The following is a 22,827-nucleotide window of genomic DNA, read 5'->3' on the forward strand; positions in this document are numbered from 1 at the left end:
TATGAACAGCGGACATTTTACAAGTTTTGACAACAGTGAAATTTTTTATCGTGAGTGGAATTATCAACCTCAGCAGAAGAGTATCATCATGATCCACCGTGGACATGAACATTCTGAAAGACTAAATGATATTGCACAGTCTCCCCAGTTTTCAAAATACACTATCTTCGCATTTGATCTTCGTGGGCATGGGTATACGAAAACCCAAACCTCATCTGTTTTTATGGATTATGTAAGAGATTTAGATGCTTTCTCTCAATTTATCAATTCCCAATACGATATAAAAACGACAGACATTTTCGTTGTAGCCAATAGTATAGGCGGAGTGGTAGCTTCTGCATGGGCTCATGATTTTGCCCCTTCTATTGCAGGAATGGCTCTTTTGGCTCCAGCTTTTAAAATCAATCTCATTGTTCCTTTTGCTAATGAAATGATTACGTTAGGAACAAAGCTTAAGAAAGGGCTGATCATTAAAAGCTATGTAAAATCCAAAATGCTGACTCATGATCCTGAGCAGCAAAAAGCATATGATACAGATCCCCTGATCTCAAGGTCTATTGACGCAGAACTTCTTATTGATCTGGCAAAAGCAGGAAAACGTCTGGTAGAAGATGCTGAAGCTATAGATACCCCTACTTTAATTCTGGCTGCAGAAAAAGATCATGTAGTTTTTAATAAAGATCAGAAAATATTCCATGAAAAACTGGATACAGATTTGAAACATTATGAAGTGCTGCCTGATTTCTTCCATGGAATTTTATTCGATACCGGAAAGGAAAAAGTCTACGATAAAATTGTGGATTTTGCTGAAAAATGCTTCAACAGAGCAACAAAGCAAAACTCTCTTTCTCCCGACCGTTTTTCTGTAAAAGAATATAATGATCTGCAAAATAATGTCGGGAATAATCTGAATTTTAAAATGCAGAAATTTTCTTTAGGAAAAATCGGGAAACTAAGCAATGGAATGGCCATTGGTCTGAAATACGGCTTCGATTCCGGAGCTTCGCTGGATTATGTGTATCAGAATCAGCCCAAAGGCAAATTCGGTTTTGGAAAAATGATGGATAAAAACTACCTCAATGCGATCGGCTGGAAGGGAATCCGCATCAGAAAGCAACATTTGCTGCAGCTTTTGGAACAAAATATCAAAACACTAAAACAACAGGGAAGACCTGTGAAAATACTGGATATTGCGGGCGGAACAGGAAATTATTTGTTCGATATCAAAGAAAAATATCCGGACGCAGAAATCGTTATCAACGAATTTGTAAAATCCAATATCGAAATCGGGGAAAAGGTGATTAAAGAAAAGAATTTTCAGAATATCAGATTTACCAATTTTGACTGTTTTGATCCGCAAACCTATCAAAAACTGAATTTCGAGCCTAATATCACCGTTGTATCGGGGATTCTTGAACTTTTCGGAGATAATGAAATGGCGAGTAAAGCGATTCAGGGAGTGAATTCTATTTCGGAAAAGAATGCCTTCATCATTTACACCGGACAACCATGGCATCCTCAGCTGAAAATGATTGCCTATGTACTGAATAACCATCAGAACAAAGACTGGATTATGAGAAGACGCTCACAGAAGGAGCTGGACAGAATAATGGCTTTTAATACCATTCAGAAAGAAAATATGCTGATTGATGATTTTGGAATTTTCACTGTTTCTTCCGGAAAAGTAAACGTTTCAGATTAATACTATTTTCCATTCCCGCAGATTCTCTGACCGGTTTTTATAAACAAAAAAGGTTTTCCATTAGAACAGAAAACCTTTTTATATTTTATGGGTTGAATATTATTGCTTCACCAGTTCAAAGTAAGCGGTTACTTCAACATCTTTTGCTATACCTGCTCCTGTAGGATCATATTTGATTCCATAATCCAGACGGTTTACAGTAAACTTGGTCTGAATTCCCATAATTTGTTTTCCGTCTTTATTTTTTGTAATTCCACCGAAGGTAACCGGAGCCGTAATATCTTTCTCCACTCCTTTGATCGTCAGTTTCCCTTTAACAATATAGTTGTTGTTTTTATCTTTTGTAACGGAAGAGCTCTTAAATTCAATAGCAGGATATTTGGCCACATCGAAAAACTCTTCACTTATAAGATGTCTGTCTCTCATGTCCACTCCGGTATTAATGGTGGAAGCACTTATAGAAAAGCTTAAATCAGCATTATCCAGATTTGCCCCACTACTGGCCATCCTTCCGTCAAACTTATCGAATCTTCCTTGTACAAAGCTAATTCCCATATGTTTAATATTAAAATTGATGGAAGAATGCATATGGTCTACGTCCCACGTACCTTGTGCAAAGGCAACAACACTTAAAAACACAAACACGAAAGATAAAAATACTTTTTTCATAGTAATGATATTTTACATTAATATTTTAATTGAATGAGGCTAATATATGAAAGATATTTCTACTACGTATGGATTAGTTTTTAATATTAAGTTCAATTAGATTCTGAAAAAAAAATGCTTTTTTATACCTTCGCAGTATGGCAAAACTGAAAACAGCATATTTCTGTCAAAACTGTGGAACACAGTATCCTCAATGGCTGGGACAATGTAAAAACTGTGGGGAGTGGAATACCTTAGTAGAAGAGGTTGTTGAAAAACCTTCTCACAAAAATCCGCCTTTTTCAAAAACGAAACAACACGTCATCAATATTGTTGAAGTGGAAACAAGCGAGGAACCGAGAATAAAAACACCTTCCGAAGAACTGAACCGCGTTTTAGGAGGTGGAATTGTTTTAGGCTCCGTTACTTTGATTGGTGGCGAACCGGGAATCGGGAAATCTACCCTTCTGCTTCAGCTTGCATTGAAAATGAAGAAAAAAATCTTCTATGTTTCCGGGGAAGAAAGTGCATCTCAGATTAAAATGAGAGCAGACAGGCTTACGGATATTCAAAATCCGAACTGTTTCCTTTTTACAGAAACGTCATTGGAGAAAATTCTTCATGAAGCAAAAAAACTGGAACCGGATTTCATGATCATTGATTCCATTCAGACGCTGCAGTCTCAACTGATAGAAAGTTCTCCCGGAACTGTCTCTCAAATCCGGGAATGTTCCAATGAGATTATCAAATATGCCAAAGAAAATAATACTCCTGTTTTCCTTGTAGGCCACATCACCAAAGACGGCCAAATTGCCGGCCCAAAAGTCCTAGAGCATATGGTAGACGTGGTTCTGAATTTCGATGGAGACCGAAATCACCTTTTCAGATTGTTGAGAGCCAATAAAAACCGTTTTGGTTCTACCGCAGAAATTGGTATTTATGAAATGGTTTCCCAGGGATTGAAAGAGATTAAAAACCCTTCTGAAATTCTGATCACCAAGAAATTTGAAGAACTGTCCGGAAATTCCGTTGCCGTAACGCTGGAGGGAAACAGACCTATGCTTCTTGAGATTCAGGCATTGGTAAGCACAGCTGTTTATGGTACTCCTCAAAGAAGCTGCACCGGTTTTGATTCAAAAAGGCTCAATATGCTTTTGGCTGTACTGGAAAAAAGAGCAGGTTTTCAATTGGGAGCAAAAGATGTTTTCCTGAATATTACCGGAGGGATAAAAACAGATGATCCGGCACTGGATCTAGCGGTCATTGCTTCTGTTCTTTCTTCCAATGAAGACATTGCCATTTCGGAACATTACTGCTTTGCCGGAGAAATTGGTCTGAGTGGAGAAATACGTCCTATAGCCCAGGTAGAACAAAGAATTACTGAAGCTGAAAAGTTGGGGTATGAAAAAATATTCGTTTCTAATCTTAATAAAATTCCAAAGAGAAAATTTGGAATAAAGATTGAAGAAGTGAGTAAAATTGAGGATTTTCACGAGAGACTTTTTTAAAAATAGAGAAATAATATTATTGTGAATGGTCAATTTTGCTTCGCAAGTCAATCGTCAATTGGAATGTGGATAAAAAAATTCACAAGCGAAGCGGATTCACTATAGGGGAAACTGTCAATGGTCAATTTTGCTTTGCAAGTCAATCGTCAATTGGAATGTTGATAAAAATTCACAAGCGAAGCGGATTCACTATAGGGGAAACTGTCAATGGTCAATTTTGCTTTGCAAGTCAATCGTCAATTGGAATGTTGATAAAAATTCACAAGCGAAGCGGATTCACTATAGGGGAAACTGTCAATGGTCAATTTTGCTTTGCAAGTCAATCGTCAATTGGAATGTTAATAAAAATTCACAAGCGAAGCGGATTCACTATTCACTATTCACTATTCACCATTCATTATAATACCCAACATTCACATTTAATTCATACCTTTAAATTATGAATTATCTGGCGCATTCTTTTCTTTCTTTTACCGACGGACAGATCGTGGGGCAGTTTCTTGAAGATTTTATCCGCAACAGGGATCGTTTTTCTTTCCCGAAAGATATTCAGGACGGAATTACCCTGCACAGAGCCATTGATACTTTTACAGATTCCCATCCTGCCATTCATGAAGCCAAAAAAGTATTTGCTCCTTTGGTAAGATTGTACGCAGGGGCATTTGTAGATGTTTCTATGGATCATTTTGTAGCCAACGATTTTTCTTTACATACGCTTGAGGGCTGGAAAGCGCATTCCCTTCGAGTGTACCGTGTTTTGAATGCCAATGAACAATGGCTGCCCGAAAACTTCAAAAAAATGCTTGTCAAAATGGAGCATGATGACTGGCTTTATAATTATCGTGAAGACTGGGGAATTAAATTCAGTATTCAGAATGTACTTAATAAAGCAAAATATCTTGATAAGGACATTCCTGTTTTTGAAGCTTTTTTAAAGAATAAAGAGCGTCTTCAGCAATGCTATGATGATTTTTTCCCTGATCTGCTCGCCCATGCAAAAGGTATCAATACGTTGATTCAGCTGGAAAATTAACATCCTTAAAACTGTTTATAGAGATAACGGTTAGGATAAGTAAGTTTTTCACTTCTTCTTTCTCCATTCACAATAATATGGACAATATTGATCTGATCATCAAAAAGATTATACAGAAAGCTTACTGCAGTTTCTACTTTTTTGGGAGTGGATACAGATTCTGATTCCAGAAATACATTTACCGATTCCTGGTCTTCTTCATATCCGATGTAGTTTACCCTCAAAAATTTATTGTCAACTTTTAATTTGAAATATTCTGAGCAATATTTTTGCAGGGCATCATTCAATTTTGCTTTGTATTGTTCGTCATTAAAATGAAAAGCGCCTCCATATTTTTTCCCCAAGCCATTTTCCATATCATCAAGGAAAAACCTTCCTGTCACTTCAAATGTTCTGGATTTTGAATTATAATTAATTTCCACAGAGCCTACATGGTAGGGATGAACAGCCTCATCGCTTACAAAACTCTGAAAGACGATGGTTACCAATACAAGAAATCCCAAAAAAAGCTTACGTGACATGAATTTTATTTTAAGCAAATATAAAAAAAGCAGCAGTTATAGAAACTGCTGCTTTTTTATTGAAGTTGATTACTGAATTTTTATTCTTTAATCACCTTTTTCGTAATTTTTGTATTATCCTCCAATACAATGGTGAACAGATAAGTTCCTCTTACCAGTGCTGAAACATCAATTTTACTTGCGTTGGTATTGACATTTGCTGTTTTAACCAGTTTTCCTGAAGCATCATAAATAGTTACCGCTCCTTTAGAATGTCTGCCCAACACTACATTCACAAAATCTTTCGCAGGATTTGGGGTGATATTCACCTCTGCATTGATCTTAACATCTGCTGTTCCCAGTGTTGTACCTGTTTTAACAAAATATCCGCCAAAGCCTGTCGTCTGGAAGCTCACTTCCCAGTATTGGTAGGTATCATTCCAGATAATATCTGCAATATCAGGAGTGATAATCGCTGCAGTTCCTCCAAAAGAAGCTACTGTACCTGTAGTACTTGTTCCTGTGTATTTTTCAATAAGAAGATTGGCTTTATTGGCAACATCGGTAGGTGAAGTAGGTAATTTCACTCCATTTGTGAGATTATAAGCATCAAAATCACTTTGCTTAAAGTATAAAGTTACTTTTCCGGTTGCAGTCGTAGTGTTTGCATCCGAATTGATTTCATATCTTCTTGCCACATAGTTGGGCTGTGCATTATCCACCCATACTTTTGATGTTACATTTCCTGTTACAGTACTTGCTGCTTCTTTTTCTACTCTTGCTATAAGCTGGCAGGTATTGGTAAAATAGTTATATCCATTGGCTACCGTGCTGGCTTTCGTTTGGTTGGAAGTTGCTAAATTTTTCACTTCAGCTACATTTTCATACACTACAGCCCTCATTTTAAAATCAAATGTTCTTGAAGTCCATGCTGTACCATCTGTAGATGTTTTAGATCTGTTATTAACTACTGCATTTTCAGCCTTCATAGCGATTCTTCCTCCCAAACCATTGACCACAATATAAAAATCTTTTCCGGTAACCATCTGTATATTCAGATCGGAAAGACTCACATAGTTCCAGGTAAATCTCTGTGTATTATTAAGCCACGAAGTGATTGTTTTAGTCGCTATAATATCCCCGGGATTTCCATTGGCATCCACTTTTCTGATTTGAATATCCACCGGAATATCAGAAGGAAGTGAAGTTCCTGTTAAAAACGAAAATCCTCCCAGTTTTCCTGTTAATGTTGGGGTATATCTGACAGCAAGAGCTATATTATCAAAATAATAATTTGATTCTGTATTGGCAATGATGTAAGGTTCATCATACCCTACTGTTTCGAAATTAGATTTCACACATCCCAGTTCATCAGTAACAGCTTTATAAATATCTAATTTACCATATCCCCATCTCATATTCGGAACAGTACCGGTTGCCCCATCCATTCTTGCGTTAGCTGTAAGACGAGCTTTCACCTGCGCTGCCGTTAATGCCGGATTGGCCTGAAGCAATAATCCTACTGCTCCTGCTACTCCTGGTGAAGACATACTTGTTCCCTGGTTTTTCACATAATAGTTGGTTCCTGCAATAATATCTGTAGCTCCGGGAGAAGAATCAGATGATCTGGTTGAAATCACATTCTGACCGGAAGCCGCAATTTCCGGTTTTTGAACCCCATCTACTCTTGGTCCTTGCGCACTGAATGATGATATGGATTCCTGTGGAGTAAGGGTATAATAACCGCTTGTTCCACTGTACCAGCTTGTTCTTCCTAAATATGAAGCCACGGTAATGGCATTAGAAGCATTCCCGGGAGACCCTACAATATATTCATTATCACCATTTTGCAAAGTTGTACTCACTCCCTGGCTGTACAACCAGCCATGTGTAGTAATCTGCTGGGTTCCGTTATTGGTAATTTCTAAGGTATAATTTCCCTGAACATTTGTAGTTCCGGAAGTTCTGGTTACCACCATCTGAACATACCGCTTGTTATTATCATTCCCCCAGTAGTTATACATTGTTGCTGTAAGCCCTCCTCCCAATATACTGTGAGCAGTAGTTGTACTTATATTCTGTGTATACTGTTGTCCGTCCGGAGTAGTTAGTTTTGCTGTAACAGGAGTATTATCATTGGCATACATAATAAATGAAAATACTGAAGTTGCAGAAGTATTGCTTGAAACGGTAAAGGCATACGTCTGTGCCGCACCAGCCGCAATATCAAATTTTCTATGAAGATTGGCTCCATAATCATTACCTGCAGAAATAACCACTACTCTACCAGGTCCTGAAGTGGTAAAATTGTTCACCGCTACCTCATGGCTGGAAGTTCCGTCATGAGCAGTTCCCTGTCCGCCAATACTCATATTGACAACAATAGGTTTATTAAGCGCTGTTGCTACGTTTTTAAAATAGGTTAAAGCATTAATGGTATTTGTTGTAGGAAAAGATCCGTTACCACCTTTTACAAATACAATATCGGCATCAGATGAAAATCCTTTATGTCTTTTATCCGTAAATGCAGAGCCATTGCCAGCTGCCGTCCCAGAAACATGGGTTCCGTGTCCGTTTGTATCATTTTCACGTACAAATCCTGTGGGTGTTCCATCTAACTCATCTTCAATCTGTGCTCTTGTATACTCTACACCTGTTGAAAATCCTGTAGGCGTTGTCTCTCCTGCTTGTGCTGTGAGTGTCTGATCCCAGATAGAAACAATTCTGCTTTTGGTCTGATCATTGGCTTTTCTGAAGTCCGGATGTTTCCAGTCTATTCCACTGTCATAAATTCCGACTAAAACACCTGTTCCATTATATGCAGTATTATTGAAAACTCCATCCTGCAAAAGGCTTGCTCCGGACTGAGCTCTGCTCACATCATTATGAAGTTCATCAAACTCAGGAGCCATTACTGAAGTTACATAAGGAAGTTTCGTAAGCCGTTCAAGATCATCCATGGAGACCAGGGCGGTAGAAAACGTTGGCAGCTGACTTTGGATCAGGAAACCATCAGCCTTCAGTTTTTCAGGCTCTTTCGTATAAATAACGCATGAATACATAGTCTGAGCTCCCTTTGAAGTCACTACCAGATGCTGGTCAAGTTTCATATCAGGACGTTCCAATTCTTTTACTGCTCTTCCATTGGTAATATTTTCTTTATTTTTCAATAAAATATCAAACCGGGAGTCCAACTTCTGGACCTGACCGTAAAAAGCGTAGGAATATAATCCCAAAAAGGCTGCTGTAGCATTTCTAAGAAGCTTCGCTCCTCCAGGTGAAATGTTTACATTTGTAGAAAATAATTTTTTAATATCCATATTTCATTTTTATGCAATACAATTATACAATTTTTATTCAATACATAAATAGTATAAAGCATTAATAAAAATCAAGTATAAAAATTAAACCAAAAACAAAACAAACCCCACTTTAACAATATATTCAAAATATAAAATATTTTAATCAAAATGCAGGATTTTCTTTTTTATTTAAACCTTGGATGGGAACATATTATTTCTCTGGATGCTCTGGATCATCAGCTTTTTGTACTGGCATTGATCGCTGTTTATTCCTACAGTGACTGGAAAAAAATCCTGATTCTGGTGACTGCATTTACAATAGGACATTCCATTACATTAGCTTTGAGTATTCTGGATGTTTTCAGAGTTCCTTCTGACTGGGTTGAATTTTTAATTCCTTTAACCATTGTTCTGACTTCTTTGGATAATATTATCATGAAAAATCAGAAACAAACCTTGATGCGGGCCAATTACTACCTTGCATTAATCTTTGGACTTGTTCACGGCATGGGATTCGCCAACACAGCAAGAGTAATGATTGCAAAAAGTCAAAGTATTGCTTTACCTCTCCTTGGGTTTAATATTGGTTTGGAGCTTGGCCAGATTGTAATTGTTGCTGCGATTTTAATCATCCTGTTTATTTCGCTCAATCTTTTTAAAGTGAATAAAAAAGACTGGATTCTGTTTGTTTCTTCCGGGGTATTTGCTTTATCCCTGAAAATGACTCTGGAAAGAATTCCGTTTTAAAAGTTAAATATTTTTATTATTTCAGCAGCTAATTCCTATCTTTGACCATTAATAAATCATTTCGGTTATGAAACTAAAAGTTGTTATACTTTCACTTTCTGTATTTGCATATACAGGTTTCACCGCACAAAATATTCAGAATAACCCAGGCAGCAACCATGGCAACAAGTTTGAGCAGCTGGGAACGATTCTACCAACACCCAATATTTACAGAACAGCTTCAGGAGCTCCCGGACACGGATACTGGCAAAACAGAGCCGACTATAACATTTCCGCTTATCTGGATGAGGATAAAAGAAATCTGAAAGGTTCGGAAACAGTTACCTACTACAACAATTCTCCGGATGAGTTGGATTATATCTGGTTGCAGCTTGATGAAAACGAACACTCAAATATCAGAAATGCAGGATATGACGCTTCATCTATTCTTCGTCCTTCCACTACAGACCAGCAGCTTAAAATTTCTGAGCTTCCTGTGAAAGATAATGGCTATGGAGTAAATCTTGAAAAAGTGACTGATGCTTCAGGGAATCCTTTGAAGTATACCGTCAACAAAACCATGATGCGTATTGACCTCCCAAAAGTTTTGAAAAAGGGAGAAAAATTCGTTTTCAAAGTAGACTGGAATTACAATATCTCTAACAGAATAAAGATGGGAGGCCGAGGCGGTTACGAAAACTTCCCCGAGGATGGTAATGATCTGTATACAATAACACAATGGTATCCAAGAATGTGCGTGTATAGCGACTTTCAGGGATGGCAGAACCATCAGTTTACCGGAAGAGGTGAATTTGCTTTGGTTTTCGGAGATTTTAAAGTTTCTATGAATGTTCCTGCCGATCATATTGTAGGAGGAACCGGAGAATGTAAAAACTACGATCAGGTATTAACAGCTGATCAGTTATCAAGATACAGAAAATCTGAAAATGCAGCTGAGCCCATCGAAATTGTAACATTGGATGAGGCTAAAAAAGCAGAGAAAAATCATTCAAAGCAAAGAAAAACATGGGTTTTTGAAGCAAAGGATATTCGTGATTTTGCATGGACTTCTTCCAGAAAATTTGTCTGGGACGGAATGCGTGTAACAATCCCTGAAAACAATAACAAGGTAATGGCAATGAGTTTTTATCCAAAAGAATCTTATGGCCTTTACAGAAAGTTTTCCACAAAAGCTGTAGCGCACACCATTAAAACCTATTCAGAATTTACCATTCCTTATCCATATCCTGTAGCACAGTCTGTAGAGGCATCCAATGGAATGGAATATCCGATGATCTGTTTTAATTTCGGAAGAACAGAGAAAGACGGCACCTATTCTGAAGGAACCAAAAATGGGATGATCGGTGTAATTATCCATGAGGTTGGTCACAACTTTTTCCCGATGATCATCAATTCTGATGAAAGACAGTGGGCATGGATGGACGAAGGTTTGAATACATTTACTGAATATCTTACAGAAGAGAAATGGGATAACAAATTCCCGTCTAAAAGAGGACCGGCATGGACGATCGTAGACTACATGAAACTCCCGAAAGATCAGCTGGAGCCTATCATGAGTAATTCAGAAAATATTGTTCAGTACGGCCCGAACGCCTATTCAAAACCTGCAACAGGATTGAACATTCTTCGTGAAACAATCATGGGAAGAGAGCTTTTCGACAAAGCATTTAAAACGTATGCTAAAAGATGGGCATTCAAACATCCTGAACCTGCAGATTTATTCCGCACCATGGAAGATGCCAGCGGTGAAGACCTTGATTGGTTCTGGAGAGGCTGGTTCTACGGTACAGATCCTGTAGATATTGCTATTGATAAGGTAACGGTAGCTGTTCCTAATCTTGAGACTGATCCAAAAGCAGCTGCAGAAGTAAAATATCAGGTTGAAAAACCTTTGGTGAACAGTTTCGAAGACCTTTCAAAAATCAGAAACAGAGAAGATAAGAATATCAAATTCTATGTAGACGGAGATAAAGATCTTCAGGACTTCTATTACAGATACGACAGAGGCCAGGAAAAGGTAGATAATAATAAGGAATACACTGTCAAACCAGCAGCCAATCTTCCTTTAGATGCTAAGGACAAAGAGAAATTCAAAAATATTACAGGCTATCAGATAGACTTTGTGAATAAAGGCGGACTGGTAATGCCGATCATCCTTGAATTCACTTTTGAAGACGGATCAAAATTATATGATAAATCTGCGGCTCAGATCTGGAGACTGAACGAACAAAAGGTTTCCAAGACGTATTATTTTGACAAAAAATTAAAATCTATTCAGCTTGATCCAATGAGAGAAACTGCTGATATTGATACAACCAATAACTTATGGACAAGTACCGGATCCGGTGCTGAAACTTCAAAATTCCAACTCTTTAAACAAAAACAGGAAGGAGGTTCTGTGAGAGGAGGCTCCACCGGAAAAGTTAATCCAATGCAGGCCGCCGGAAAAAGTTAAAAATCAAAAGGTTGTAACTTTTAACAAATACAGCACTACTTATTATTAAAAAGATCATGAGAACCATTCTTTTCCTTTTAATACTAAGTAGTGCTAATTTTTTTTCTCAAAAACTGCTAACGCCGGAAAATTCAGGAATCAATCAAAAATTAATACAAGATGAAACTTCCGAAGCTCTATGGCTTGCAGAAAATGCAGGAACAAAAATAGAAATAGGACGCATTACCACCGAGACAAAAAAACTGAACAAAACAGATCTTCTGATCAGAACAACTGTACAAATGAAACAGGCTCCTGATGCAAAATGGACAGATTCTACCCTTGTGAAAATATCGAACTTCACCCCCATTTATCATTCTTCATACAATATAAACAGAGATACGGTTCTCAAGTCTGGGAAAGATAAAGTCACCGGATATTATCTGGATAAAAAATCTCAGAAAAAAGATATCATTGATATTCCTGCTGCACATTATTTTGATAGCAGCAGCTATGCAATGCTGATACGCTATCTTCCTTTGAAAGAAAATTACACTGCCGAGATTTCTATTTTCGATTACAATCCAAAATCTGAGAAAAAAGGAATCATGAAAGCCTATATTCTGGATACTCAAAAAGCAGAATATAAAGGAAAGCCAGTTTGGGTAGTCAAAACAAATGATGATATCAGCAACAAAACGGCTACCACAACCTATTATATTGATCCTGCAACAAGAAAAATTGTAAAGCAGAACATGGATATGGCAGGAAGAAAAATGTCTTTGGAAATAACTCAGTAAATTATTGAAAACCAAACACCAACACCTGTTTTTCGTCTATAAAAAATATAACAATCTGGCTTAAAAAGTTTTATATTTGAATCACCATAAACACCAAATGTCAAAAACCTGATTGACTTTAAATGCTCAGGAACATACAAATCAAAATATTACTTATAAAAAATGCCAAATTACTAAGCAGAGATGCTCAAAAAACAATCCATGGCGGAATTGCTGCCAGATTAGTATGTTGCGAACGCGATGATAATGGAAAATGTACTTTATGGATTGGGCCTGGACAAAACTGTCCTTAGTTCTATCTCCTCATAACAATTTTGAAGAAAGCCGGAAATTTCCGGCTTTCTCTGTTTACATTCTCAATCTGAAGTACATCTATCACCATTGAAGAAAACCATTAATAACTGATAATCAAAATTTTATTAAAAAAAATATTAATAAAATATATCACATCATAAGGAAAAGTACTATCTTTGATTCTCTTATTTTACACCAAATGTCAAAATCCTGATTGACTTTAAATGTTCAGGAACGTACAAATCAAAATATTAATAACTATGAAAAATGCTAAATTATTAAGCAGAGACGCTCAGAAATCGATCAACGGCGGAGCAGCAGGACGCGTTTGCTGTGAGTACAATTACAAAGGACAGTGTATCCTTTGGATCGGACCTGGACAATACTGTCCTTAATTCAATCCTTAGATAACAATTTAAGATAAGGCCGGAAATGTTCCGGCTTTATTTTTTAACTTAAATGTTCTTTTAAATTCTTTTTATAAGTTCTCCCCAAAGGAAGCTCATCTCCGTTTTTCAGAAAAACATGACCGGAATTATACGAATTAATATGTTCTGACAATACAATATAAGACTTGTGAATTCTGATAAAACCGAAATGCTGAAATTTTTCCTCAAAATTGGACATTCTTTCCAGAATCATATACTTTTTCAACGGCGTCATCAGCACAATATATTCCCCGAATCCCTGTATCCAAAGAATATCTTTAAGAAAAACTTTATTCATCACATAATTGGATTTGAACATGATAAAGTCTTCTTGTTGCTGGCTGCTGGCTGAGTTTTTAAACTGAACAAAATCTCTTGCTTTATTGACCGCTTTTTTAAATGTGTCAAAATCCACAGGTTTGATAAGATAATGTACAACATCCAGTTCAAAGGCTTTCACTGCATATTTTGTTTCCAATGTAAGAAAAATACACAAGGGTGGATCGGGAAGTTGCTGTAAAAGCTCTACCCCATTGATTCCAGGCATATTGATATCAAAAACAACCAGATCCACTTTGTTTGCTTTCAGGAAAGCCAGCGCTTCTTCCGGTTTCTGAAAGGAAGCCAGCAATTCAACATCTTCAAGCTGATCACAATATTGTTTTACAAGTTGCAATGCAGGATATTCATCATCTACATTAACGATAGTCAGGTTAGCCATTGATAGTAATTGTTAAAGCAATTTTATATTGATCATTTTCTTTCGGTCCGGAATAAAATTCATACTGATCAGGATAAAATTTTTCCAATATATGAATAATTGCCTCATTACCCAATCCGTGATAATTAGATTCAGCTCCATGAATTCTATCTTTCCCTACAGAATTTATAATTTCAAAATACAATTCAGAGCGCTCAATATTACAGAATAATTTTATAAAACCATGAGCATCCTCTCCTATTGCTGAGTGTTTTAAAGCATTTTCAAATAAAGTAAGAAGTATAGCAGACGGGATTTCAGCAACATCAAATTCTTCTTGCTCTTCAATATCCATGACAATATTAAGCTGATTATTATATTTAAGCTGATATAAAGCTGCAAGAGCTTTCAATGAAGAAAACTCCTGGGAAACTGTTACTTTTTCTTTGCCGCTGTCATAAATAATATACTTCAGAAGTTTGCTCAACTGCAAAATAGAATCTGAGGTCTTCTCCGAATGGGTAAAACTATTGGCATAAATATTATTAAGGGTATTCAGCAAAAAATGAGGATTCAGTTTAGACTTCAGCAAATCAAGATACAGCTGATCTTTCTCTTCTCCAAGAGTGATCACATCCTGTTCTATTAAAAATTTGTCTTTGGTAATTCCCAAAAAAGATCCCACCAGAATGATGATTCCCTGTGAAATGTACACATTGTACAGAAACCCAACGTGATAGCCCTTTCCACTGAAATCCATCTGAAAAACAGCAGGCTCCCACAAAATCCTGAAAAGGCTGGAAACCAAAAAGCAGATTAAAGCATAGAGAATAAACTCCGGATACTTATTGGATAAATAAAACCGGGGAACCAGATAATAGTACACCAGATAATAAATTCCCACATTGAAAATGGTATTCAAAATAATGCTTATCACCAACTGAGTTGAATCCAGGAAGTAGTTTTCGGTGAAATAAGTCATCAAAATGAAGATAAAAAGGAAAAAAATATGCTGAAACCTCAACAAAAATTTCCAACGGTACTTCATAAGGCTTTCCAGAATCTTACCACTAAATAAAATTCTGATAATCAATAATATAATAATAAAATTAATGATTAAAAACATAGTCCATACCTTATTTTGAAACGCATCAAATATAATATCTTTTTGTCTCAAAATGCAGTTCGTTGAGAAAAACTGTCATTGATTGAAAAAATCCAGGCTCGCTCCTTCGAATAAATATATTTGAGAAACCGCAATATTAATCAAATATTACATGAAACTTAATATACGTTTAACGCTAATTTTATCATTTTGCTTGATAAATGGTCTTTTACATAGTCAAAGCAAAGATAACTATAACATGTGGTTTCAGTACCTGATGTCAGGTAAGATTACCGACAAAAGTACTTTAACTGCTCTTGCTCAATACCGTTCTTTTGATCTGGCTTACGATACACGACTTTTCCTTGTGAATGCCTATGTAGATTATGAAGTGGTAGAAAATATAAGACCTGCTGTAGGAGCTATGTTTTTGGTTCTTGAATCTTATAATGCTGATGATTCTAAAAAAATAAGGTATGAAAAAAGACCTTTTCAACAGGTAACCGCTGATTATTACATTGGCAGAACTTCAATCTCTAACCGACTTAGAGTGGAAGAACGTTTCCTCAGCAATCCTGATGAATTTATGGTCAGAATCAGATATCTGATCTCTGTCAGAATTCCTTTCAATAAAAAAGGCGAAAAAGAAAAGCTCTACGGCATTCTTAAAAATGAAATAAGGATGAATGTTGATAAAATAGAACCTTTTGACAGCAATCGTATCACGGCTGGCCTTGGAATAAAAATAGGGAAAAACTCTGCTTTGGAACTCGCCTTTATCAATCAGCTGGAAACCGGAAAAACAAGCAATTACGGATTCATAGGTTTCAGAAACAGCTTTGACTGGAGAAAAAAGAAACAACAATAACCTCACTAACATTATACTATATTATGCTTACATTTCTTGGTTTTTTAATGATTTTCATCTTCATGATCCTCATCATGAACAAAAAGATGACCCCGCTTACGGCTTTAGTCCTTGTACCTGTACTTATCGCCGTGGTGGCAGGATTCGGGCCTGACCTGGGGAAAATGATGAAAGATGGAGTAAAAGAAATAGCACTTACGGGGGTTATGCTGATTTTTGCCATCCTGTATTTCAGTCTGATGATCGATACCGGGCTTTTTGAACCTCTTGTGAATGCCATACTAAAGGCTGTAGGAGATAATCCGGTAAAAACAACCATCGGGACTGCCCTTCTCACCACACTTGTTTCTTTAGACGGAGATGGCTCTTCCACTTACATTATTGTGGTAGCAGCATTACTCCCGCTTTATAAAAAACAGGGAATGAACCCTTTAGTTCTAACCTGCATCATCATGCTAGCCGGCGGAATTATGAATATTTTACCATGGGGAGGCCCAACTGCCAGAGTAATGAGTTCTCTAAAACTGGGACATACTGAAATTTTTGTTCCTATGATTCCGGTAATGTTGATCGGGCTGGTATGGGTATTCTTTGTTGCCTATATTTTAGGAGTCAGAGAGAAAAAAAGAATCAGCAAACATGGTAAATACACCAAATACAGCGGACAGGATATTGCTGGCGAAAATGATCCCGCATTAAGACGTCCGAAACTTATTATTGTCAATTTAATCCTGACCATTATTTTGCTTTGTGTGATGATTCTGGATATTATTCCTTTGGGAATTGCATTCATGATTGCCTTCTGTATCGCTTCCCTGATTAATTATCCTAAACTGAAAGACCAGCAGAAGATTATTTCAAAACATGCAGGAAATGCTTTATCTGTGGCGGGAATGATCTTCGGAGCAGGAATTTTCACAGGTATTCTGAATGGTACCGGAATTATGAGTTCTATGGGAAATAGTATCATCAGTATCGTTCCAAAAACCTGGGGTGGCTATCTGAACATTATCACCGCCATATTCAGTGTACCGCTTACCTTTTTCCTTACCAATGATGCTTATTATTTTGGAATTCTTCCAGTCATTACAGCGACAGGCAGCCAGCTGAATATTCCGCCTGATATTTTGGGACGTGCCAGTCTTGTAGGACAGGCTTCTCATTTATTAAGTCCTCTGGTTCCTTCCACTTATCTGCTGGTTTCACTGGCAGGTGTTGAATTCTCTGACCATTTGAAATTTACCTTAAAGTGGGCTATAGGATCATCAATCGTCATGTTACTGGGTGCATTGGTTCTTGGTATTATATAAGGTTATATCTTTGAATTCTGTAATCTTATCCTAAAACGAGAATGATGAAAACTGCCAAGCAAAAAACATTTACAGACTCTTATTTAAGAAATCTTACGCTTTATGTATTCACAGCGATCATCTGTGGAGCATTAACCGGTTATTATTTTCCGGAAATCAGTAAGCATCTGGAAACGGTAAGCAGTTACTTTTTCATGCTTCTTGAAGTTTTGATTATTCCGGTTATTTTTATTGCTGTAACGTATGGAGTAAGCTATATTTTCAGCACCAAAAATGCTTTTAAAATTGTAAGTCAGATGGTTCTGTATTTTATAATCATCACCTCCATCAGTATTGTATTGGGGATCGGATCCGGTCTTCTTTTAAAACCGGGAGCGAATACGGGGATTATTCTTTCTTCACACAAAGCGTTACCTGAAAGGTTTCTAACCAAGACTACGAATCCTTTACACATCAGTAACTATGTACTTTTTCTTTTACTCTCGATATCTGCGGGAGTTGTAATTGGTCTTTCAAAGAAAAAAAATAACATTCTTAAAGCTATAGACGTAGGAAGGAACTTGTTTTTCAAACTCATCAAGTATGTGTACCTGTTTCTCCCGATAGTCATTTTCTCTAATATCGCTTACGGAATTTCTGTATACGGAATTAACACTTTGCTCCCATTAAGTAAGATTGTTGCCACAGTATATCTTACCTGTGTATTTTTCATCTTCGGAATATTAGGGGTTGTAACAGCTTATTTTAAAATTAACCTTTGGGATTTTTTAATCAGCATCAAAGAAGAAATCATTCTTGTTATCGCAACGTCTTCATCAAAGACCGCCTTCCCAATGATCTTTGATAAAATGGAATCACAGGGTTATGACCGGAAAATTCTCCGCCTTATTATTCCTCTAGGGTACAATTTTAATCTGGCCGGAGCTTGTATCTACCTTTCGATTTCATGTATTTTCCTGATCCAGTTTTATAATATTCCTCTTACCATAAAAGATTATTTCTGGCTTTTTATCACCATTTCCATCGCTTCAAAAACAGCTTCAGGGGTACCGGGATCCGGTTTTCTTGCCCTGATGTTTACCTTAAGCCGTTTTGGAAAAATCCCCACCACAGATCTTGCCCTTTTATACAGCATAGACCGCTTTATGAATGAAGCCAGATCAGTTACCAATTTCATAGGCATTTCAGTTTCTGCTGCCATTATTTCAAAACTTAATCAACATTCTATTCCCCTAAAAAATGATATTTCCTGATTTTACCCTCCTTTTCAATGACATCTTACAAAACCCTGCAAAATCTTTAGCCATTATCGGCAATCTCATCCTGATTGAAAGTCTCCTTTCCGTGGACAACGCCGCAGTATTGGCCACCATCGTAATGGATCTGCCCGAACATCAAAGAAAAAGAGCTTTGAAATATGGAATCCTGGGTGCTTATGTATTTCGGGGACTTGCTCTTATTTTTGCTTCTGTTCTGATTTCCGTTTGGTGGCTGAAACCACTGGGAGGATTATACCTGATCTATATTTCTTTGGACTGGTTGATCAAAAAGATGAAAAATAAAAACGATGAAGAAAGTGCAGAGGAAAGTCCTGACAAGGAATCCAGCTGGCTGTATAAAAATTCCATCGGGCTGCTGGGACAATTCTGGGCAACCGTTGCTATTGTGGAAGTAATGGACCTTGCTTTTTCTATCGATAATGTTTTTGCGGCAGTTGCTTTCTCAGATAATTTACTTCTCATTACCCTCGGAGTATTTATAGGGATTTTAGCGATGAGATTTATAGCGCAGTGGTTTGTCCGCCTTATGCAGGTATTTCCTTTCCTGGAAACTGCCGCGTTTATTGTGATTGCTATTTTAGGAATTAAACTAAGTTTATCGTTATATGAGCACTTCTACCCTGCCACCGCATTCGCTCAATTTCTAGGCAGCCATACCATGGAAATTTTAGTTTCCGCCATTACCGTTCTTTTGTTTGTAGTTCCTGTAATGACCAGTTATCTTATTGGATTTCCCGCACGTAAAAAATAATTTTTCTGCCAAATTTTCACATTCGGAAACAAAAGTCTGCCATTTCAGCCACCACGGTCTCATGGCATACATTTAGAGAATTACAACACAGAAATAATTAAAAAATAAATATATTATGTCAGTAAACTTTAAACCATTGGCAGACAGAGTTCTGGTAGAGCCAATCGCAGCAGAAACTAAAACAGCTTCAGGTATTATCATCCCGGACACTGCAAAGGAAAAGCCGCAAGAAGGTACTGTAGTGGCAGTAGGCCCTGGTAAGAAAGATGAGCCTACAACAGTTCAGGTAGGTGACAAAGTTCTTTATGGAAAATATTCAGGAGCTGAATTGAAGCTGGAAGGTAAAGATTATTTAATCGTAAGAGAAGCTGATTTATTAGGAATCATTGGGTAAATCTGTACGTTGTACAATGTAAAATGTACAATGTATTCATGACTGATAAAAAATCAAACATTAAAAAGTAAATCTCGTACAATGGTACATTATACATTGTACTTTAATACAACTAAACATGGCAAAAGAAATAAAATTCGATATTGAATCAAGAGATGCTCTAAAGAGAGGGGTAGATGCATTGGCTAATGCAGTAAAGGTAACTTTAGGTCCTAAAGGTAGAAACGTAGTGATCGAAAAATCTTTCGGTGCTCCACACGTAACTAAGGACGGTGTTTCTGTTGCAAAAGAAATCGAACTTGAAGACAGAGTAGAAAATATGGGAGCTCAAATGGTAAAAGAAGTAGCTTCCAAAACTAATGATATCGCAGGAGACGGTACTACTACCGCTACTGTATTGGCACAGGCTATCGTAAGAGAAGGTCTTAAGAATGTAGCTGCTGGTGCTAACCCAATGGACTTGAAAAGAGGGATCGACAAAGCAGTAACTGCAGTTGTGGAAAACCTTCAATCTCAATCTAAAACAGTTGGAGATTCTACAGAAATGGTAAAACAAGTTGCTTCTGTATCTGCTAACAATGACGAAACGATCGGATCTCTGATCGCTGAAGCTTTTGGAAAAGTCGGAAAAGAAGGTGTAATCACTGTAGAAGAGGCTAAAGGTATCGATACAACAGTTGACGTTGTAGAAGGTATGCAGTTTGACAGAGGATACCAGTCACCATACTTCGTGACTAACCCTGAGAAAATGTTAGCTGAACTAGAAAACCCATATATCCTTTTAGTAGAGAAGAAAATCTCTTCAATGAAAGAATTGTTACCAGTTCTTGAGCCAATTGCACAAGGTGGTAAATCTCTATTGATCATCTCTGAAGAAGTGGAAGGAGAAGCTTTAGCTACTTTGGTGGTAAACAAACTAAGAGGTTCTCTTAAAATTGCTGCTGTAAAAGCTCCAGGATTCGGAGACAGAAGAAAAGCAATGTTAGAAGATATCGCTATCCTTACAGGTGGACAGGTAATCTCTGAAGAGCAAGGTTTCACTATGGAAAACATCTCTTTAGATATGCTTGGAACTGCTGAGAAAGTAACGATCGACAAAGACAACACTACGGTTGTAAACGGTGGTGGTGACGAAGCAAAAATCAAAGGAAGAGTAGCTCAGATCAAAGCTCAGATGGAAACTACAACTTCTGACTACGACAGAGAGAAACTTCAGGAAAGATTAGCTAAGTTAGCTGGTGGTGTTGCTGTACTTTACGTAGGTGCTGCTTCTGAAGTAGAAATGAAAGAGAAAAAAGACAGAGTAGATGATGCATTACACGCTACAAGAGCTGCTGTAGAAGAAGGTATCGTTGCAGGTGGTGGTGTTGCTTTAGTAAGAGCAATCTCTGCGTTGGATAACCTTACAGGAATCAATTCTGACGAAACTACAGGGATCAAAATCGTGAAAAGAGCAATTGAAGAGCCATTAAGACAAATCGTTGCTAACGCAGGTGGAGAAGGTTCTGTAATTGTTGCTAAAGTAGCAGAAGGAACAGGAGACTTCGGATACAACGCGAAAACTGACGAGTATGTTCACATGCTTGAAGCAGGAATCATTGACCCAACTAAAGTAACAAGAGTTGCCCTTGAAAACGCAGCTTCTGTATCTGGAATGCTTCTTACAACTGAATGTGTAATCACTGAAGTAAAGAGCGCTGAACCAGCTATGCCAATGGGTGGTGGAATGCCAGGAATGATGTAATAGCGAGTCGCTAAGACAAATTAATATACTAACCGTTCTACTTTGTAGAGCGGTTTTTTTGTATGGTTATAGTAATAATATTAGTATAATTAAATGCATATAATATTTCTGTAATTCGTAGATTTGGGTCATCTACAACATCATGAAAAAAATATTCCTAATAAGTACTATCTTATTTCTAGTACAATTAAATGTATTTGCACAAAATAAATTACCCAAAAACTTAAAGCAAGTTGTAATGTATTTAGATAAAGACTGTCCAGATAGTATTAAAATACAAATTAAAAATACTCATCAAGATAGTTTAATCTATACTGTTTATCCATTTGCAAAGACAAAGCCATATAAAGACTACAAAACAATTTTTAACTGGACAAGCGAAAACGGCAATCCAAAAATCACTAAATATTTAGATAAAAAAGGAGTTTTTGATAATCATTCCAATGTCTTGCTATATAGCTTTAAACAATATCTTGTGAATGGTAAAATCAAAGAAAAAGATATTATTAACAATTATATTAAACTTCAAAAACAACTAGATGATAAAAATAAGATAAAATATATAACAGACACCATTAATAAAATATACATTCCCAAAAACTTGGAGGATTGCTTTGTTCAGATCAATACATTCTGGAATGATAGTATAAAAGCAAAAGTCAAAACTTTGGAAGAAAATGAATTTACCGGAAAGGTTCATTTAGGATTTGGAATGTGGATGAGAAATAACTGGCAACTTTGGGGAGGCTCAAGACTATCAAAATACTTTAATAATTTAAATATTTATCATCCGGATGATATGTCGGGGATCATCTTGGTAAGCTATCACAGACATTTAAACAACAAAGAGGTTAGACTTGAAGAACAGGTCAAATACTATCAGGATTACTGGGAGAATTCTAAAAAAAATGAACTAAAAGCAAAAACAGAAAGCTTTTCAAAATATAAAATTGGAGATACATTGAAATTTAGCTACCCAAAAGGATTTGTAAGTAAAGAACAAGAAGATAAATATGATAATGACATTTGTACTGCAAAAGGAATAATTACAGAACGTAACGAAAAAGACTTTCTTATTAAAGTGAAAATTATTGAAACTTGCGACAAAAAAGGAATTGTCTATTATGACAATGGTGATGATATAATATATGATCCGAAAACTAGAAGATCAAGCAAACCTCCAAAAAGAATCATAAAAAAAATAAAACATAATAAAGAACAATGGTTTGATTATAAAAGTTGGGAACCCGTTGAATAATCAAAAAAGTAATCACCTTAA

Annotated in this window: 19 protein-coding genes; 14 read left to right on the plus strand and 5 right to left on the minus strand. The window is 36.7% G+C overall.

From position 1 onward, the window contains the following. Position 1 precedes the first annotated feature (1 nt). A complete protein-coding gene (locus CQ022_RS11490; protein WP_105681518.1) occupies positions 2–1,702 on the plus strand; it encodes a bifunctional alpha/beta hydrolase/class I SAM-dependent methyltransferase in 1,701 nt (566 codons plus the stop codon). A gap of 99 nt (positions 1,703–1,801) precedes the next feature. Here CQ022_RS11490 and CQ022_RS11495 read toward each other — a convergent pair whose 3' ends face one another. Next, positions 1,802–2,371, minus strand: coding sequence for a YceI family protein (locus tag CQ022_RS11495; RefSeq protein ID WP_105681519.1), 570 nt, complete (start codon positions 2,369–2,371; stop codon positions 1,802–1,804). A 137-nt stretch (positions 2,372–2,508) separates the two neighbouring features. Between CQ022_RS11495 and radA the strand changes: the two genes are divergently transcribed. Continuing rightward, positions 2,509–3,858, plus strand: coding sequence for a DNA repair protein RadA (radA, locus tag CQ022_RS11500; RefSeq protein WP_105681520.1), 1,350 nt, complete (start codon positions 2,509–2,511; stop codon positions 3,856–3,858). A gap of 439 nt (positions 3,859–4,297) precedes the next feature. Continuing rightward, positions 4,298–4,891, plus strand: a complete 594-nt coding sequence (locus CQ022_RS11510; RefSeq protein WP_105681522.1) for an ACP phosphodiesterase — start codon at positions 4,298–4,300, stop codon at positions 4,889–4,891. 5 nt (positions 4,892–4,896) lie between these two features. Here the strand turns inward: CQ022_RS11510 and CQ022_RS11515 are convergent, their stop codons facing one another. Further along, positions 4,897–5,412: a DUF6702 family protein gene (locus CQ022_RS11515; protein WP_105681523.1), complete on the minus strand. Its 516-nt coding sequence runs from the start codon at positions 5,410–5,412 to the stop codon at positions 4,897–4,899. 80 nt (positions 5,413–5,492) lie between these two features. Next, positions 5,493–8,711 (minus strand): S8/S53 family peptidase, encoded by a 3,219-nt coding sequence (locus CQ022_RS11520; protein ID WP_105681524.1) that lies wholly within the window; start codon positions 8,709–8,711, stop codon positions 5,493–5,495. 150 nt (positions 8,712–8,861) lie between these two features. Here CQ022_RS11520 and CQ022_RS11525 point away from each other — a divergent pair, with 150 nt between their 5' ends. From CQ022_RS11525 to CQ022_RS23255, 4 genes are all read left to right on the plus strand, one after another. Further along, positions 8,862–9,440, plus strand: coding sequence for a HupE/UreJ family protein (locus CQ022_RS11525; protein ID WP_047435205.1), 579 nt, complete (start codon positions 8,862–8,864; stop codon positions 9,438–9,440). 67 nt (positions 9,441–9,507) lie between these two features. Continuing rightward, on the plus strand, positions 9,508–11,895 hold the full coding sequence (locus CQ022_RS11530) for a M1 family metallopeptidase (protein WP_105681525.1): 2,388 nt from the start codon (positions 9,508–9,510) through the stop codon (positions 11,893–11,895). Positions 11,896–11,951: 56 nt separating this feature from the next. After that, entirely contained in the window at positions 11,952–12,674 is a 723-nt protein-coding gene (locus CQ022_RS11535) for a hypothetical protein (RefSeq protein WP_105681526.1), read from the plus strand. Positions 12,675–13,228: 554 nt separating this feature from the next. Further along, on the plus strand, positions 13,229–13,363 hold the full coding sequence (locus CQ022_RS23255; RefSeq protein WP_262497574.1) for a hypothetical protein: 135 nt from the start codon (positions 13,229–13,231) through the stop codon (positions 13,361–13,363). A gap of 55 nt (positions 13,364–13,418) precedes the next feature. Here the strand turns inward: CQ022_RS23255 and CQ022_RS11540 are convergent, their stop codons facing one another. Both CQ022_RS11540 and CQ022_RS11545 read right to left on the minus strand, forming a co-directional pair. Beyond that, positions 13,419–14,117 (minus strand): LytR/AlgR family response regulator transcription factor, encoded by a 699-nt coding sequence (locus CQ022_RS11540; RefSeq protein ID WP_105681527.1) that lies wholly within the window; start codon positions 14,115–14,117, stop codon positions 13,419–13,421. Further along, positions 14,110–15,078, minus strand: a complete 969-nt coding sequence (locus CQ022_RS11545; protein WP_228421538.1) for a sensor histidine kinase — start codon at positions 15,076–15,078, stop codon at positions 14,110–14,112. Before CQ022_RS11545 ends, CQ022_RS11540 begins: the two co-directional genes overlap by 8 nt. Positions 15,079–15,460: 382 nt before the next feature. On the opposite strand from CQ022_RS11545, the gene CQ022_RS11550 reads away from it, so the two are divergent. The 7 genes from CQ022_RS11550 to CQ022_RS11580 all read left to right on the plus strand — a co-directional run bounded on the left by CQ022_RS11550 (position 15,461) and on the right by CQ022_RS11580 (position 22,806). After that, a complete protein-coding gene (locus tag CQ022_RS11550; RefSeq protein ID WP_228421540.1) occupies positions 15,461–16,069 on the plus strand; it encodes a DUF2490 domain-containing protein in 609 nt (202 codons plus the stop codon). Positions 16,070–16,092: 23 nt separating this feature from the next. After that, a complete protein-coding gene (locus CQ022_RS11555) occupies positions 16,093–17,379 on the plus strand; it encodes a CitMHS family transporter (protein WP_105681529.1) in 1,287 nt (428 codons plus the stop codon). A 41-nt stretch (positions 17,380–17,420) separates the two neighbouring features. Next, complete coding sequence (locus CQ022_RS11560; protein WP_105681530.1) at positions 17,421–18,632, plus strand: cation:dicarboxylate symporter family transporter; 1,212 nt, start codon at positions 17,421–17,423, stop codon at positions 18,630–18,632. Next, positions 18,619–19,410 (plus strand): TerC family protein, encoded by a 792-nt coding sequence (locus CQ022_RS11565; protein WP_105681531.1) that lies wholly within the window; start codon positions 18,619–18,621, stop codon positions 19,408–19,410. Before CQ022_RS11560 ends, CQ022_RS11565 begins: the two co-directional genes overlap by 14 nt. 115 nt (positions 19,411–19,525) lie before the next feature. After that, a complete protein-coding gene (gene groES, locus CQ022_RS11570) occupies positions 19,526–19,804 on the plus strand; it encodes a co-chaperone GroES (protein ID WP_034696138.1) in 279 nt (92 codons plus the stop codon). 118 nt (positions 19,805–19,922) lie between these two features. Beyond that, positions 19,923–21,548 (plus strand): chaperonin GroEL, encoded by a 1,626-nt coding sequence (gene groL, locus CQ022_RS11575; protein WP_105681532.1) that lies wholly within the window; start codon positions 19,923–19,925, stop codon positions 21,546–21,548. Between the two features lie 142 nt (positions 21,549–21,690). Further along, positions 21,691–22,806 (plus strand): DUF6794 domain-containing protein, encoded by a 1,116-nt coding sequence (locus tag CQ022_RS11580; RefSeq protein ID WP_105681533.1) that lies wholly within the window; start codon positions 21,691–21,693, stop codon positions 22,804–22,806. The last annotated feature ends 21 nt before the right edge of the window (positions 22,807–22,827 follow it).

The sequence above is a fragment of the Chryseobacterium culicis genome (assembly GCF_002979755.1).
Classification (GTDB): Bacteria; Bacteroidota; Bacteroidia; order Flavobacteriales; family Weeksellaceae; genus Chryseobacterium; species Chryseobacterium culicis_A.